This is a genomic window from Aquisalimonas lutea (assembly GCF_030409225.1).
In the GTDB taxonomy this organism is placed as follows: domain Bacteria; phylum Pseudomonadota; class Gammaproteobacteria; order Nitrococcales; family Aquisalimonadaceae; genus Aquisalimonas; species Aquisalimonas lutea.
Genome location: NZ_JAUFPK010000004.1, coordinates 325,792 through 339,477, shown reverse-complemented (window position 1 = coordinate 339,477; position 13,686 = coordinate 325,792). Strand labels below are relative to the sequence as shown.

Here is a 13,686-nt window from a genome sequence, read left to right as displayed (position 1 = left end):
GTTTACTTGCCCAGGTGGTTCTCGACGTAGTCGATCGCCTGCTGGACCGTCGTGATCTTCTCGGCCTCTTCATCGGGAATCTCGCACTCGAATTCCTCTTCCAGGGCCATCACGAGCTCGACGGTGTCGAGGGAGTCGGCACCAAGATCGTCAACGAAGGACGCTTCGGAGGTGACTTCCTCATCCTTGACTCCGAGCTGCTCGACAACGATCTTCTTGACGCGCTCTTCGATACTGCTCATAAACCCTTACTCCCGATTGAGGCCGGTGCAGACAGCATGCCGGCGTATTCTATGCAAAGAAAATTGCTGTTACCACAGTTGCCGCCCCCGGCGGCGTGACTGAAATCGTTCTTGTGCCTTGGCGCGGTGTCCGCCCCGGTCAACTCATGTACATACCGCCGTTGACGTGGATCGTCTGGCCGGTGATGTACTCGCCGGCATCCGAGGCCAGGAAAGCCACCATTGCGGCAATGTGATCCGGGCGGCCTAATGTGCCCAAGGGGATCTGCTGCGTCAATTCCCGGCGCTGCTCTTCACCCAGCGCGCGGGTCATGTCCGTGTCGATGAACCCCGGCGCAACCGCGTTGACCGTCACCCCGCGGCTGCCCACTTCCCTCGCCAGCGACCGCGTGTAGCCCTGGATGCCCGCCTTGGCGGCAGCATAGTTCGCCTGGCCGGCATTGCCGGTGGCGGCGACCACGGACGAGATGTTGATCACGCGCCCCCAGCGCGCCTTCATCATGCCGCGCAGGCATCCCTTGGTGACGCGGTAGATCGAGCTGAGGTTGGTCTCGATGATGCTGTCCCACTCGTCGTCCTTCATGCGCATCATCAGGTTATCCCGGGTAATGCCGGCATTGTTGACCAGGATCGCGGGCGCACCGAACTCGTTGCCGACGGTCTCCAGCACGGTGCGGATGCTGTCGCCGTCGGTCACGTCCAGGGCCATGCCCTGGCCCGCGGCGCCCGCCTCACCGAGATACTCTGTGATCCCCCGGGCGCCCTGCTCCGAGGTCGCCGTGCCGATCACGGTATGTCCGGCATCGGCCAGCCTCTCTGCGATGGCGCGGCCAATGCCGCGACTGGCTCCGGTTACCAGGGCGACTCGTGCTTGTTCGCTCATTTCGCTCGTCCTTCAGTCGAGTACCGCTGCCAGGGTGTCCGGATCATAGACCGCCCGACCCTCGAGCGTCTTGTCGATACGGCGCGTCAGCCCGGCGAGAACCTTGCCCGGGCCGCACTCCACCAGCGTCGTCACCCCCTGCTCGCCCAGGAAGCGGACCGTCTCCACCCAGCGCACCGGACGGTGCACCTGGCGGACCAGCCGCTCGCGGATACCATCCGGGTCGTCACACAGCGCAACATCGACATTGTGGACGACGGCAACGCCCGGTGCCCGGATCGCCACGCCGGCCAGGCGCTCGGCCAGGCGCTCGGCCGCCGGCTCCATGAGCGCGCAGTGCGCGGGCACGCTCACCGGCAGCGGCATGGCGCGCTTGGCGCCGGCCTGCTTGGCCCCGGCGATGGCCCGCTCCACCGCCGCGGTCGCACCGGCGATGACCACCTGCCCGGGGGCGTTGAAGTTCACCGGCTCCACCACATCGCCCTGGGCCGCTGCGGCACAGACGTCGGCGACCTGCTGGTCGTCCAGGCCCAGCACCGCCGCCATGGCCCCCTCACCCTGCGGCACGGCCTCCTGCATGAAGCGGCCCCGGTCGGCGACCAGGCGTACGGCGTCGGCGAACTCCAGGGAGCCGGCACACACCAGGGCGCTGTACTCGCCGAGGCTGTGCCCGGCGAGGTACGACGGTGTCGGTGCGCCCTTCTCCCGGAGCGCGCGCCAGACCGCGACGCCGGCGGCCAGCATCGCGGGCTGGGTGCGGTCCGTACGGTTGAGCTCCTGCTCGGGCCCCTCGCGCACCAGTGCCCAGAGATCCTCGCCGAGCGCATCCGACGCCTCGGCAAACGTCTGCTCCACGACCGGCGTGGCTGCCGCGAGATCGTCGAGCATGCCCACGGACTGGGAGCCCTGGCCCGGGAACACGAATGCCTTGTATGCCATCGTGACTGTTTCTCCTGGCTGCTGTTGTTCAGTAGCGGATCAGCGCCGAGCCCCAGGTGAAGCCGCCACCGAACGCCTCCAGCAGGAGCAGCTCGCCGCGGCGGATGCGCCCGTCACGGACGGCGACATCGAACGCCAGCGGGATGGAGGCGGCGGATGTGTTGCCGTGCTCCGCGACCGTCTGCACCACCTGTTCCATGGGCAGTCCCAGCTTCTTGGCCGTCGCCTGGATAATCCGGATATTCGCCTGGTGGGGGATCAGCCAGTCCACGTCGGACTTCGCCAGGCCATTGGCTTCCAGGGTCTCGTCGACGATACGCCCCAGCGTCCGGACCGCGACCTTGAACACCTCGTTGCCCCGCATCTTGAGCTTGCCGGCGCTGCCGCTCAGGGCGTCGTATCCCTGGGAGACGCCCCAGGGGACGTTGAGGAGATCCTCGCAGCCGCCGTCGGCGTGCAGGTGGGTGGAGAGAATGCCCGTCTCGTCGTCGGCTTCCAGAACCAGGGCGCCGGCGCCGTCGCCGAACAGGACGCAGGTTCCCCGGTCGGTCCAGTCGATGATGCGGCTCATGGTCTCCGAGCCGATTACCAGGGCCCGGCGCGCCCCGCCCGTGGTAATGAAACGGTTGGCAACGTCCAGGGCGTAGATGAATCCCGAGCAGGCCGCGGAGACATCGAACGCCACGGCACCGGGATTGACGCCCAGCCCGGCCTGGACCAGGCATGCGGTACTGGGGAAGACGCGGTCCGGGGTACAGGTGCCGAGAATGATGAGATCGATGTCGCCGGGCTGCAGCCCGGCCGCGTCCAGCGCCCGGGAGGCGGCGATCATGGCCAGATCCCGGCAGGACTGGTCATCGGCGACGATGCGGCGCTCGCAGATACCGGTGCGCTCGCGGATCCAGCGGTCGCTGGTGTCGACCAGCTGCTCGAGCTCCGCGTTGGTCATTACGCGTTCCGGGAGATAACTTCCGGTGCCCTTGACTCTGGCGTACGTCACGTGTCCTGCCTTTCCGAGAGCAGTTGATCCAGGCGCTCATCGATCAGCGCGGCGACTCCGGCATCGACTTCCATCATGGCGGTTTCGATGGCATGCCCGAACGCCGTTACATCCGCACCACCATGGCTCTTCAAGACGATACCACGGAGGCCCAGCAGGCTTGCACCATTGAATTGCCGCGGATCGATGCGGGCGCGGAAGCGCCGCAGCACCGGAAGCGCACACAGCCCCGCCAGCCGGCTCAGAGGATTGCGCCGGAACTCCTCGCCCATGTAATGCGTGACGATGGACGCGACCCCTTCACTGGTCTTCAGGGCAACGTTGCCCACGAAGCCGTCGCAGACAATGATATCGGCGGTGCCGCGGAAGATGTCGTCGCCCTCCACGTAGCCGATGTAGTTCAGCCCGCTGTCGGCCAGGATCTGGGCGGCCTGCTTGACCTGGTCGTTGCCCTTGATCTCCTCCTCGCCGATGTTGAGCAGCCCGACCCGGGGACGGTCGATGTGATCGAGGGCCTCGGCCAGCACCGATCCCATGACACCGAACTGGAACAGGTGCTCGGCGGTGCAGTCGACGTTCGCTCCCAGATCGAGCATGCGGCAGAATCCGCCGATGCTGGGCAGCGTCGTGCAGATGGCGGGACGATCGATGCCGGGCAGCGTCTTGAGAACGTAGCGTGCCGTGGCCATGAGCGCGCCGGTGTTGCCGGCGGAAACGGCCGCATCCGCCGCGCCCTCCTTGACCTGGTTGATGGCCACGCGCATGGACGAGTCCTTCTTCAGGCGCAGCGCCTGGGACGGCGCTTCGTCCATGCCGACGGTCTGGCTTGCGGGCACCACCGAGATGCGCTCGGCGAGCTCTCCGGAGACCCTTTTCAGCTGCCGGCCGATGGCCTCCTCGTTACCGACGAGTGCCAGCCGGACATGCTCGTGCTTGCGCAGCACGTGCAATGCTGCGGGCACGACCACGTCGGGACCGTGGTCGCCGCCCATGGCATCCAGTGCAATCGTGACGGCTTGAGCCATGTGCCCGTGTGCTTCCTGTGGCCGGGGGCGTAGGTCGCGGGCGGGCGTGCCCCGCCCGCCGCCAGATCGGGCGGAGGGCCCGCGACCGGGTCTTATTCGTTATCGGTATCGGTATCCATGACCTTGCGGCCACGGTAGTAGCCCTCGGGGCTGACGTGGTGCCGCCGGTGCGTCTCCCCGGTGGTCGGCTCCACCGACAGCGTCGGGCCCTTGAGCCCGTCGTGGGCGCGACGCATGCCCCGCTTGGAACGGCTTTTCCGATTCTGCTGAACCGCCATGACTATTACTCCTTAACTGGAATCATCCTGCCCGACCCGCCCCTTGAGCGCAGTCAGAGCCGCAAACGGGTTGTCCCGCCGTGCTCCGTCACCCCCCGGCTCCTCGGCCGTCAGCGGACGACAGACGGGGTCGTTCTCGTGGCGCGCGATCACCGGCAGCGCCAGAATCAGTTCATCCTGGACCAGCTCGGCCAGCACCAGCTCGCCGCTGCTGCAGACCACCGGATCCAGCTCGTCCGGCAGGTCGTCCGCCTCGTCTTCCCGTTCGAGAATCGCGGCATTGACCTGCGGTTCGAGCTCGAGAACCATCGGCTCGAGGCAACGCTGGCAGACCACGGTGACCGCGGCGCGTACCGTCCCGGTTATGACGGCACGCCGCCCCCGATCCTCGCGGAACGTCAGCTCCACCTCGACCTCCCCGCGATCATCCGCGAGCAGGCCCAGGAGACGCTCCAGCGATGCCAGTGCTACCACCGTGGATATCCGCTTGCCCTGCCGGGCGAGCACCGCCGGATCCACGGGCTCGATCAAGGGCCCGCCAACCATAAGCCGCGCATGGTATCCCCGTCCCGACAGGCTGTCAAAGCGCTGCAAGGGCGCTTCTCCGGACTTGACGCCGGATGCCGGGCAACGCTCCAATCGCCACAATGACACCGAGGCGGCCGCAGCCGACGTCTGTCGCGGCTGCACGGCACGCACTCGCGGAGGGCGCCCGCGCCGGACCGCGCCGCGCGACCGGTAACCCACGCCTGCCCAGGGACGATTCGTGAATGGAAGACAGGACCATGACCCATCCGCAGCTCGTGCTGGCTTCCGGCTCCCCGCACCGGGCCACCCTCCTGCGCCGGCTGTTCGCGGAATTCCGTGTCGACCCGCCGGACGTCGACGAGAGCCGCGCGCCGGAAGAGACGGCCGACCGCTATGTCACGCGGCTCGCTGACGTCAAGGCGCGGGCCGTGTCGGCGCGTCACCCGGACAGCCTCGTCATCGGCTCCGACCAGGCCTGCGTTCTGGGCGACAGGATCCTGGGCAAGCCCGCCTCCCACCGGGAAGCCGTCTCCCAGCTGCTGGAGGCATCCGGGAGTACCGTTACGTTCGTCACCGGGCTGTGTGTCGCCAATACCGCCACCGGCGCCGCCCAGGTCGACGTCGTCCCCGTGCGCGTACGCTTCCGGCGCCTGAACGAAGGCCTGGTGGAGCGGTATCTGGCCCGCGAGCCCGCCTACGACTCCGCCGGCAGCTTCCATGCCGAGGGGCTGGGCATCAGCCTGTTCGAGCGCATCGAGGGCGGCGACCCCACCGCGCTGGTGGGGCTGCCGCTGATTCGCCTGGTCAGCATGCTGGCGGCGGAAGGCGTCGAGGTGCCGTGATCCGCTCCGTGGCAGGGGCTCCTCGCACGGGCCCTACCGCAGCTGCCCGGGCCCGAAGAGCTCGCGGGCGAAGGTCTCGCCCACCGCCGTTCCGATACCGCGACCGAAGCGCTCCAGCAGGCTCGGCCGGATCGTATAGTCACGCGTCTCCTGGACGCCGATGACATCGCGCACGACGTGCTGGGTCGTGCCGATCTCGTCGGCCAGGCCCAGCTCGATGCTGCGGGCCCCGGTCCATACCCGGCCGGAGAACAGCTCGTCGTTGTCGGCCAGCTTATCGCCCCGCCCCTGCTGGACGGCGTTGATGAACTGCCCGTGGATATCGTCGAGCAGGGCCTTGATGCGCTCCACGTCCTCGGGGTCCTCTTCCGAGAACGGATCCATGAACGCCTTGTTCTCTCCCGCCGTATACAGCCGGCGCTCGATGCCCAGGCGCTCCATGGCCTCGTGGAATCCGAAGCCGTTCATCAGCACGCCGATGGACCCGACCAGGGTGGCGCGGTCGACGTAGATCCGGTCGGCGGACACGGCCAGGTAATAGGCCCCGGACGTGAACATGTCCCCGGCGACGACGTACAGCGGCGTCTCCGGGTACTGCTGCTTGAGCCTGCGGATCTCCTCGTTGATCCGGCTGGCCTGCACCGGGCTGCCCCCCGGGCTGTTGACCTCCACGATCACGCCGCGCACGCCGCTGTTCTCGAATGCCCGGCGCAGCGCCCGATTGACGGTTTCCGCGTCGTTCTGCCCGCCCGGCATGATCGCCCCGTCGACCTCGACCAGCGCCGCGTGGGGGCCTTCCACCGTTTCCGAGGTGCCGGGAAACCAGTCCATGGCGAGAACCAGGACAAACACGAGATAGGCCAGGAACAACGACTTGAAGACGATGCCCCACCGGCGCGTGCGCCGGCGCTCGCGGATGCCCTCCAGCGCGACTTCCCGAAGTGCGTCACGTTCCCATCGATCGTCCTGCATCACCCTTCCACTCCCTTTTGCTTGACCTGCGCCAGCCGGGCGAGCACCCGCCCGAGATCCTCCGGCAGCGCCGCATGGTACACGAGCTCCTGGCCGGAATCCGGGTCCCGCCATTGCAGGCTGCTGGCATGCAGGAACAGCCGCCGGAGCCCCTGGGACCGCAGCGCGCGATTCCACTCGTCGTCGCCGTAGCGATCATCGCCGGCGAGGGGGTGGCCGGCATGGGCCGCGTGCACCCGGATCTGGTGGGTGCGCCCCGTGGCCACGGAGACATCCGCCAGAGTAGCGCCCTGGTAGACCTCCGATCGCCGGAACACGGTCCGGGCGTACTGCCCCTTGCTGTTGACCTGCACCGTCCGCTCTCCCTGCCGGCGGGCATTGCGGTCCAGGGCTGCCTCCACCGGTAACGGATGCCGGGGCAGCCGGCCCTGCACCAGGGCGAGATAGCGCTTGTCCAGCCCCCCGTCGCGAATGACCGCGTGCAGGCGCCGGAGTTCGCTGCGCCGCTTGGCCACCAGCAGGCAGCCGCTGGTCTCGCGATCAAGCCGATGCACGAGCTCCAGGAACGGCGCCTCCGGCCGGCGGGCGCGCAGCAATTCGATGACACCCCAGCGGATGCCGCTGCCGCCGTGGACCGCGATCCCGGAGGGCTTGTTGAGGACCAGCAGGCGCTTGTCCTCGTGCAGGATCGCGGCATCGAGCTGCTGCAGCAGCTTCTCCGGCGCCGCCGTTTCCGCCTGCCCGCTCGGCTGGTCCGTGCTGACCGGGGGAATGCGCACCCGGTCGCCGGCGGACAGCCGCGTGCCCGAACGCACCCGGCCGCCGTTGACACGGACCTCGCCGCGCCGCAGGAGCCGGTGGACCCGGGCCCGGGGCACGCCGCGCAGCTCGCGCGCCAGGAAATTGTCGATGCGCTGGCCGGCCGAATCGCGATCGACATCCACGTGGCGCACGCCGGAGCGGCCACCGTTGCCGGAATCTTCCCCCATCGAGCTGCACCCTGTTGGACTCGGGCCCCATAGTATCGCCCGAACCCCCGTTTGATGCAGCTCCCCGACACTGCTATATTTGGGCGACTTTCAGGGACTGTAATCAACGCGAAACACCCCTGAAAGGGATGACCGAAAGGTTTCCGGGCACCCGCGGCAGCGGATGCCCGTTATTTGCTGGTTTCATGGCGAGGCCCGTGTCGGGTCCGCCCACAGAGAACCGCTCCCATGGCTTCACTCCGACTGTTGACGCAGAACATGGTCATCTTGCGCCTTGTCGCGCTGCTCTTTCCGGAGCCGACCCGTTCGTGCGCGCACACCGCAGGTGCCGCGCACCGTCGCATCGTGACCAAAAGCGTGCACCAGCCCAGGGCCATGGTCGAGCGCCGGAGATTCGCGCCGTATGAAGAGAATGCTGATCAATGCCACCCAGCCCGAAGAGCTCCGGGTGGCGATGGTGGATGGACAGAAGCTTTACGACCTGGATATTGAGACCCCGGCCCGGGAGCAGAAGAAGTCCAATATCTACAAGGGAAAGATCACCCGTGTCGAGCCGAGCCTCGAGGCGGCGTTCGTGCAGTACGGCTCCGAGCGCCACGGGTTCCTGCCTTTCAAGGAGATCGCCCGCAGCTACTACCGCAACGACGGCGGTAACGGCAACGGCGGCCGCGTCAGCATCAAGGACGTCATCAAGGAAGGCCAGGAAGTCGTCGTCCAGGTGGACAAGGAGGAGCGCGGCACCAAGGGCGCGGCGCTGACCACCTACGTCAGCCTGGCCGGTCGATACCTCGTTCTCATGCCCAACAACCCCCGGGCCGGCGGCGTTTCGCGCCGCATCGAGGGCGACGACCGCGACGAGATCCGCGATGCCCTGCGCCAGCTGGAAACGCCGGAAGGCATGGGGCTGATCGTGCGCACCGCCGGCGTCGGGCGCAACATCGAAGAGCTGCAGTGGGACCTGAACTACCTGCTCCAGCTCTGGGACATGATCAAGGGCGCCGCCGACGAGCGGCCCGCGCCGTTTCTCATCTACCAGGAAAGCAACGTCATCATCCGGGCGCTGCGGGACTACCTGCGGCAGGACACCGGCGAGATCCTCATCGATGACCCCGAGGTCTACGCCACGGCCCGGGATTTCGTCCAGCAGGTCATGCCGCAGTTCAGCGCCCGCCTCAAGCGCTACGAGGACAGCGTGCCGCTGTTCACGCGCTACCAGATCGAGAGCCAGATCGAATCGGCGTTCGAGCGGCAGGTGCAGCTGCCCTCCGGCGGCGCCATCGTCATCGATCACACCGAAGCGCTGATCTCCATCGATATCAACTCCGCCCGCGCCACCAAGGGCAGCGATATCGAGGAGACGGCGCTCAACACCAACCTCGAGGCGGCCGACGAGATCGCCCGCCAGCTGCGTATCCGCGACCTGGGCGGGCTCATCGTCATCGATTTCATCGACATGGGCCCCAACCGCAACCAGCGGGACGTGGAGCAGCGGCTGCGGGAAGCAGTGAAGATGGACCGCGCCCGCGTTCAGGTGGGCCGCATCTCCCGCTTCGGCCTGCTGGAGATGTCGCGCCAGCGCCTGCGCACCTCCCTGGGCGAGACGAGCCAGGAAGTCTGCGCCCGGTGCAACGGCCAGGGCACCGTGCGCAGCGTCGAGTCGCTGTCGCTGTCCATCCTTCGCCTCATCGAGGAAGAGGCGATGAAGGACAAGACCGCCAAGGTCCTCGCCCAGCTGCCCGTGGATGTCGCCACCTATCTCCTCAACGAGAAGCGCGACGCCATCGGGCTCATCGAGGCGCGCCACGGAGTGCATACCATCCTGGTGCCCAACCGCAGCCTGGAGACGCCCCACTATTCCGTGGAGCGGATTCGCGGCGACGACAACTCCGCCGAAGGGTCGAGCTACCGGCTGGCCATGCCGGAGAAGGAAACGGCCGTTCCCGCCGGCGCCCAGGACAAGCGCCGCTCCGAGGAGCCCGCGGTCCAGGCCATGTCACCCAAGGCACCGCCGGCCCCGGTCGCGGAAGAGCCCGCGGCAGCCGAGCCGGAGACCGCCGGCAGCCAGCAGTCCGCCAGCGAGCGCGCGGCCGGCCTGGCCGGTGTCTTCCGGTGGCTGAGCGCGGTGTTCAGCGGTGACAGCGCCACGACCGCGGGCACCACGGCCGAGCGCGACAGCGCCGCCAGCAGCGGTGACAGCGCATCGCAGACGGCAGACAACCGCTCCCGCGGCCAGCAGCGTGGCCAGCAATCCAGTGACCAGTCCCGTCGCAGCGAGCGCGGCAGCAGCCGCAACCGGCGCGGGGGCAGCGGTGGTTCGCGCGGCAAGAGCAGCGCTGAGGGTTCCGGACAGCAAACCGGCAAGGCCGGCGCTTCCTCTCCGGAAGCCGGGGACCGCAAGGCCTCCGGAAAACAGGCCCCGGCCTCCGAGGCCCCAGCCGAGACGGCGCCGGCGAAGGCTGCGAGCAAGACGGAGTCGGATTCCGGCGGCAGCAGCTCCGCCGACGAGCAGGCGCGCTCCGGCCGGAGCCGGCGCGGCCGCCGTGGTGGTCGTCGCCGCCGCCGCAACGCTTCCGGCCCGGAGGCGGAGAATCAGTCGACGGACAGCGGTTCCCAGGCCGGCTCGGAAACGGACAGCGGCCAGCCGCAAGCGGCCCAACAAGAGGCCGCCCCAGCCTCGGAGCCCACGCAGCCGACGCAGCCCGCGGCGACGACCGGGGAGCAGGCGGCGGAGGCAGCGCCGGAGCCTTCATCCCGTGAATCCGCAGCAGATGCCGGCACGGATTCTGCGGACGACAACGCCGAAGCCCAGAAGAGCCGTTCCCGTCGACGGGGCGGCCGCGGCCGCCGCAAGAGCGCGCAGGGCAACGACAGCGAACAGGAGGCCGGCACGGCCACCGTCCGGGACGACTCCGGCGCCGCGGCGACGGGCGAGGCGGACTCCGCCGGGGAGAACGAGCAGGTCGCCGACCAGACCGAGGCGCCCGCGACCGCCGGCCAGGAATCCCCTGCCAAGGAGGACCCGCGCCAGCGCAGCGGCCGTCCGCGCATCCCCTCCAAGGACCGGGAACCGGCGACGCCGTCCGCGCCGGCCACGGAGGAGACAAGCCAGCAACCAGCGGCCGAGGAGACGGACAAGCCCGCTCGCACATCGGCATCCTCCGGCCTGTCGATCTTCTCCTCGGTAATGGTGCCGGTCACCGGTGACACCCATGCCTACGGGGTGACCATGGCGGATTTCGCCGGGTTCGGCGTCCACCGTCAGCCGGCAGCGGAGCAGAATGCACCCGCAGCGCAGGAAGGATCCGCCGGCGAGCCCGCGGCGGCCGATGAGCCGGCCCGTCCACAGGAGCCGACGGCCGCGGAATCGACTACTGAGCCGGCTGCGGAAGCCGATGCCCAGGGCAATGACTCCGCCGAGCCGGAGAATGATACCGTCTCCGGCTCCGCAAACGCCGAGACGCACGACCACCGGCGGGAATGAATGACGGCCCGGAGCCGGGGCGGCCTCCTGCGGGTTCGGCACCCCCGGCTGCGGGCGTTGGTACGACTCAGGCCAGGCGGGTTGCCTGCAAGTGCTGCAGGAACCCGCGCGAGGCATCCTCGATCAGATCCAGGACCCGCTCGAATCCCTGATCCCCGCCGTAATACGGGTCCGGCACCTCGTCCTCCCCGGATCGCTGCGCGAACTCCAGGAACATGCGCACCTTGTCGCGCTGTCCGGCCGGTGCCTCGGCAAGAAGGATATCCAGATTGCCGCGGTCCATGGCCAGCAGGTAGTCGAAGTAGCCGAAATCACTCAGGCTCACCTGGCGGGCGCGCAGATCGCTGATATCGATGCCCCGTTTCCGGGCTGCCTCCTGCGCACGCTGATCCGGCGGCCTGCCCACGTGAAAGCCGTGGGTGCCCGCCGAATCCGTCTCTACCGCCGCATGAAGATTCTTTTCTTCCAGCAGGTTACGGAAGACACCTTCAGCCGTGGGTGAACGACAGATGTTGCCCATGCAGACAAACAGAACCCGGACCATGTCGTGATCGCTCAATCCGCTTCTCCCCTCTTCGACCGCTGCTCGAGATGAGCCGCGACCTTGTCGAGATCGGCCGGGGTGTCGACCCCCGGCCCGGTATCGCCCGACACCTCCCCGGCGTGGATCGCCAGGCCATGCCAGAGCACCCGCAGCTGCTCCAGGGACTCGACCTGCTCGATGGGCGCCACCGGGAGCTCCGGGTACGCCCGCAGGAAGCCGGCACGGTAGGCGTAGATGCCGAGGTGGCGCCACCATGACCCGAGGGCCGCGGGCTCCGGGATCCCGTTGTGGTTGCGATCCCACGGAATCGGGGCGCGGCTGAAGTACAGCGCCTGCCCCTGCGCCGAGCGTACCGCCTTGACCACATTGGGATCGTGAAGCTCGTCGGTGGACGTCAGCGGCGTCACCAGCGTCGCCACCGGCACGTCCGGCCTGGCTTCCAGCTCCTCGGCCACCTGCCGGATGAACGCCGGGGGCATCAACGGCTCGTCCCCCTGGACGTTGACCACGATGGCCTCGTCGGCAAGCCCGAGGGTGGCGACCACCTCGGCGAGGCGATCGGTGCCGGAAGGATGATCGGAGCGGGTGGCGACCGCCTCCACCCCCAGGGCTGTGCACCGCTCCAGGATGCGTCGGTCGTCGGTGGCCACCAGCACCCGCTCCGCCCCGCTCTCCCGCGCGCGCTCGACGACATGCCGGATCATGGGCCAGCCGCGCAGCTCCGCCAGCGGCTTGCCGGGAAACCGCGTGGAGCCGTAGCGCGCAGGGATCACCACCTGGAAGCTCATTGCCCGCGCCTCCCCGAGCCGCTGGCGAAGCGTTCCAGGGCGCCCCGCACCCGGGCCTTGAGCGCCCGTTCCGTTTCCGCGGTCAATACCGTCTCGGCGGGGACGGCCCAGTGCCGGTCGCCGGCGCAGGCACGGCATTTCACCGCGTCCTTTTCGGTCATCAGTACCGGCAGCTCATCGTCGAAGTTCACGTCCTTGGCCGCGAACGGGTAGTGGTCGGCGAAGGGATGCCGGATCGCCTCGATCCCGTACCGCGCGAGGGCGGCGAAGAAGCGGTCCGGATTGCCGATGCCTGCGATGGCGTGGGCCTGCTCGTTGGCGAAGGCCGTCAGCGGACGCCGCTGCGTATCGTCCGCGATCCCCACGGCCTGCGTGATCCGGAGCGTGAAATAGTACGGCGTCAGCCAGGACGGGCCGCCGTTGGCAACCAGGAGGTCCACGCCGCGCAGGCGGCTGCGGGGCTCGCGCAGGGGACCGGCCGGCAGGCAGTGGCCGTTGCCCAGCCCCCGGGCGGCGTCGATGACCACGATCTCCAGGTCCCGTGCCAGGCGGTAGTGCTGCAGCCCGTCGTCGGAGATCACGACATCGCAGCCGTAGGTATCGATCAGCGTGCGCGCGGCCTCCACCCGGTCGGGCCCGGCGACCACCGGGCAACCGCCCCGCTGGGCGAGCAGCACCGGCTCGTCGCCGACGTCGTAGGGGTCGCTGTCCGGGCCGACCCGCTGCGGCCACTCCTTGGACTGCCCGCCGTAGCCGCGCGTGATGATCCCGGGGCGCCGGCCGATGGAGCGCAGATAGCGGGCCATCCACAGCACCAGCGGCGTCTTGCCCGTGCCGCCGACGAAGATGTTGCCGATCACCAGCACCGGCGCGGCGACCCGCTCCCGGCGCAGAAGCCCGAAGCGATAGGCCAGTCGCCGTCCCGAGGTGACCATCCGGTAGAACCACGAGGCCGGCAGAAGAAGCAGCGAGCGGGAGGTGTTCTTGAGCCAGAACTCGGGAAATCCGGTCATCGCGGGCCTCCGGCCGCAACGGCGTCGTGCTGCTTCGCCCTGGCGCCGCACAGACGCTCAAAATGCAACGGACTTGGATTACAGGACACTCGATTCTCCCCGGCAGCTGCCGGCTGGCGTGGTTGTCGTTGCGCTGACGCCCGCCCCGGCGCGGCTTCCGCC

14 protein-coding genes are annotated in these 13,686 nt (G+C 68.6%); 2 read left to right on the top strand and 12 right to left on the bottom strand.

Annotated features, from left to right (window positions below):
- Positions 1-2: 2 nt before the first annotated feature.
- From acpP to QWY84_RS12690, 7 genes are all read right to left on the bottom strand, one after another.
- Entirely contained in the window at positions 3-242 is a 240-nt protein-coding gene (gene acpP / locus QWY84_RS12720) for an acyl carrier protein (protein WP_290203085.1), read from the bottom strand.
- Between the two features lie 139 nt (positions 243-381).
- On the bottom strand, positions 382-1,125 hold the full coding sequence (gene fabG, locus QWY84_RS12715) for a 3-oxoacyl-ACP reductase FabG (protein ID WP_290203084.1): 744 nt from the start codon (positions 1,123-1,125) through the stop codon (positions 382-384).
- 12 nt (positions 1,126-1,137) lie between these two features.
- Positions 1,138-2,064, bottom strand: a complete 927-nt coding sequence (fabD, locus tag QWY84_RS12710; RefSeq protein ID WP_290203083.1) for an ACP S-malonyltransferase — start codon at positions 2,062-2,064, stop codon at positions 1,138-1,140.
- Between the two features lie 28 nt (positions 2,065-2,092).
- The gene (locus QWY84_RS12705) at positions 2,093-3,064 is read right to left on the bottom strand and encodes a beta-ketoacyl-ACP synthase III (protein WP_290203082.1); all 972 of its coding nucleotides are present in this window, start codon (positions 3,062-3,064) and stop codon (positions 2,093-2,095) included.
- Positions 3,061-4,089 (bottom strand): phosphate acyltransferase PlsX, encoded by a 1,029-nt coding sequence (gene plsX, locus QWY84_RS12700; protein ID WP_290203081.1) that lies wholly within the window; start codon positions 4,087-4,089, stop codon positions 3,061-3,063. The genes QWY84_RS12705 and plsX overlap by 4 nt, the downstream gene beginning before the upstream one ends.
- 92 nt (positions 4,090-4,181) lie before the next feature.
- Entirely contained in the window at positions 4,182-4,367 is a 186-nt protein-coding gene (gene rpmF, locus QWY84_RS12695) for a 50S ribosomal protein L32 (RefSeq protein WP_290203080.1), read from the bottom strand.
- A gap of 12 nt (positions 4,368-4,379) precedes the next feature.
- Positions 4,380-4,961: a YceD family protein gene (locus QWY84_RS12690; protein WP_290203079.1), complete on the bottom strand. Its 582-nt coding sequence runs from the start codon at positions 4,959-4,961 to the stop codon at positions 4,380-4,382.
- Positions 4,962-5,137: 176 nt separating this feature from the next.
- On the opposite strand from QWY84_RS12690, the gene QWY84_RS12685 reads away from it, so the two are divergent.
- Positions 5,138-5,737: a Maf family protein gene (locus tag QWY84_RS12685; RefSeq protein ID WP_290203078.1), complete on the top strand. Its 600-nt coding sequence runs from the start codon at positions 5,138-5,140 to the stop codon at positions 5,735-5,737.
- Between the two features lie 33 nt (positions 5,738-5,770).
- On the opposite strand, the gene QWY84_RS12680 is transcribed toward QWY84_RS12685, so the two are convergent.
- Both QWY84_RS12680 and QWY84_RS12675 read right to left on the bottom strand, forming a co-directional pair.
- Positions 5,771-6,709, bottom strand: a complete 939-nt coding sequence (locus QWY84_RS12680) for a S49 family peptidase (protein WP_290203077.1) — start codon at positions 6,707-6,709, stop codon at positions 5,771-5,773.
- Positions 6,709-7,698 carry an RluA family pseudouridine synthase gene (locus QWY84_RS12675; protein ID WP_290203076.1) on the bottom strand — a complete coding sequence of 330 codons (990 nt, stop codon included), beginning with the start codon at positions 7,696-7,698 and terminating at the stop codon, positions 6,709-6,711. The genes QWY84_RS12680 and QWY84_RS12675 overlap by 1 nt, the downstream gene beginning before the upstream one ends.
- A 403-nt stretch (positions 7,699-8,101) precedes the next feature.
- Here QWY84_RS12675 and rne point away from each other — a divergent pair, with 403 nt between their 5' ends.
- Complete coding sequence (rne, locus tag QWY84_RS12670; RefSeq protein WP_290203075.1) at positions 8,102-11,179, top strand: ribonuclease E; 3,078 nt, start codon at positions 8,102-8,104, stop codon at positions 11,177-11,179.
- Positions 11,180-11,246: 67 nt separating this feature from the next.
- Here rne and QWY84_RS12665 read toward each other — a convergent pair whose 3' ends face one another.
- The 3 genes from QWY84_RS12665 to lpxK are packed head-to-tail and all read right to left on the bottom strand — an operon-like array spanning position 11,247 to position 13,524.
- The gene (locus QWY84_RS12665) at positions 11,247-11,738 is read right to left on the bottom strand and encodes a low molecular weight protein-tyrosine-phosphatase (RefSeq protein ID WP_290203074.1); all 492 of its coding nucleotides are present in this window, start codon (positions 11,736-11,738) and stop codon (positions 11,247-11,249) included.
- The gene (kdsB, locus tag QWY84_RS12660) at positions 11,735-12,511 is read right to left on the bottom strand and encodes a 3-deoxy-manno-octulosonate cytidylyltransferase (RefSeq protein ID WP_290203073.1); all 777 of its coding nucleotides are present in this window, start codon (positions 12,509-12,511) and stop codon (positions 11,735-11,737) included. The genes QWY84_RS12665 and kdsB overlap by 4 nt, the downstream gene beginning before the upstream one ends.
- The gene (gene lpxK / locus QWY84_RS12655) at positions 12,508-13,524 is read right to left on the bottom strand and encodes a tetraacyldisaccharide 4'-kinase (RefSeq protein ID WP_290203072.1); all 1,017 of its coding nucleotides are present in this window, start codon (positions 13,522-13,524) and stop codon (positions 12,508-12,510) included. Before lpxK ends, kdsB begins: the two co-directional genes overlap by 4 nt.
- Positions 13,525-13,686: the final 162 nt, after the last annotated feature.

Bases quoted from the DNA above. Each gene is read 5' to 3' on its own strand.
- plsX (WP_290203081.1), bottom strand. From the start codon at position 4,089: ATGGCTCAAGCCGTCACGATTGCACTGGATGCCATGGGCGGCGACCAC.
- fabG (WP_290203084.1), bottom strand. From the start codon at position 1,125: ATGAGCGAACAAGCACGAGTCGCCCTGGTAACCGGAGCCAGTCGCGGC.
- rpmF (WP_290203080.1), bottom strand. From the start codon at position 4,367: ATGGCGGTTCAGCAGAATCGGAAAAGCCGTTCCAAGCGGGGCATGCGT.
- QWY84_RS12685 (WP_290203078.1), top strand. From the start codon at position 5,138: ATGGAAGACAGGACCATGACCCATCCGCAGCTCGTGCTGGCTTCCGGC.
- kdsB (WP_290203073.1), bottom strand. From the start codon at position 12,511: ATGAGCTTCCAGGTGGTGATCCCTGCGCGCTACGGCTCCACGCGGTTT.
- fabD (WP_290203083.1), bottom strand. From the start codon at position 2,064: ATGGCATACAAGGCATTCGTGTTCCCGGGCCAGGGCTCCCAGTCCGTG.
- rne (WP_290203075.1), top strand. From the start codon at position 8,102: ATGAAGAGAATGCTGATCAATGCCACCCAGCCCGAAGAGCTCCGGGTG.
- QWY84_RS12680 (WP_290203077.1), bottom strand. From the start codon at position 6,709: ATGCAGGACGATCGATGGGAACGTGACGCACTTCGGGAAGTCGCGCTG.
- lpxK (WP_290203072.1), bottom strand. From the start codon at position 13,524: ATGACCGGATTTCCCGAGTTCTGGCTCAAGAACACCTCCCGCTCGCTG.
- QWY84_RS12675 (WP_290203076.1), bottom strand. From the start codon at position 7,698: ATGGGGGAAGATTCCGGCAACGGTGGCCGCTCCGGCGTGCGCCACGTG.
- acpP (WP_290203085.1), bottom strand. From the start codon at position 242: ATGAGCAGTATCGAAGAGCGCGTCAAGAAGATCGTTGTCGAGCAGCTC.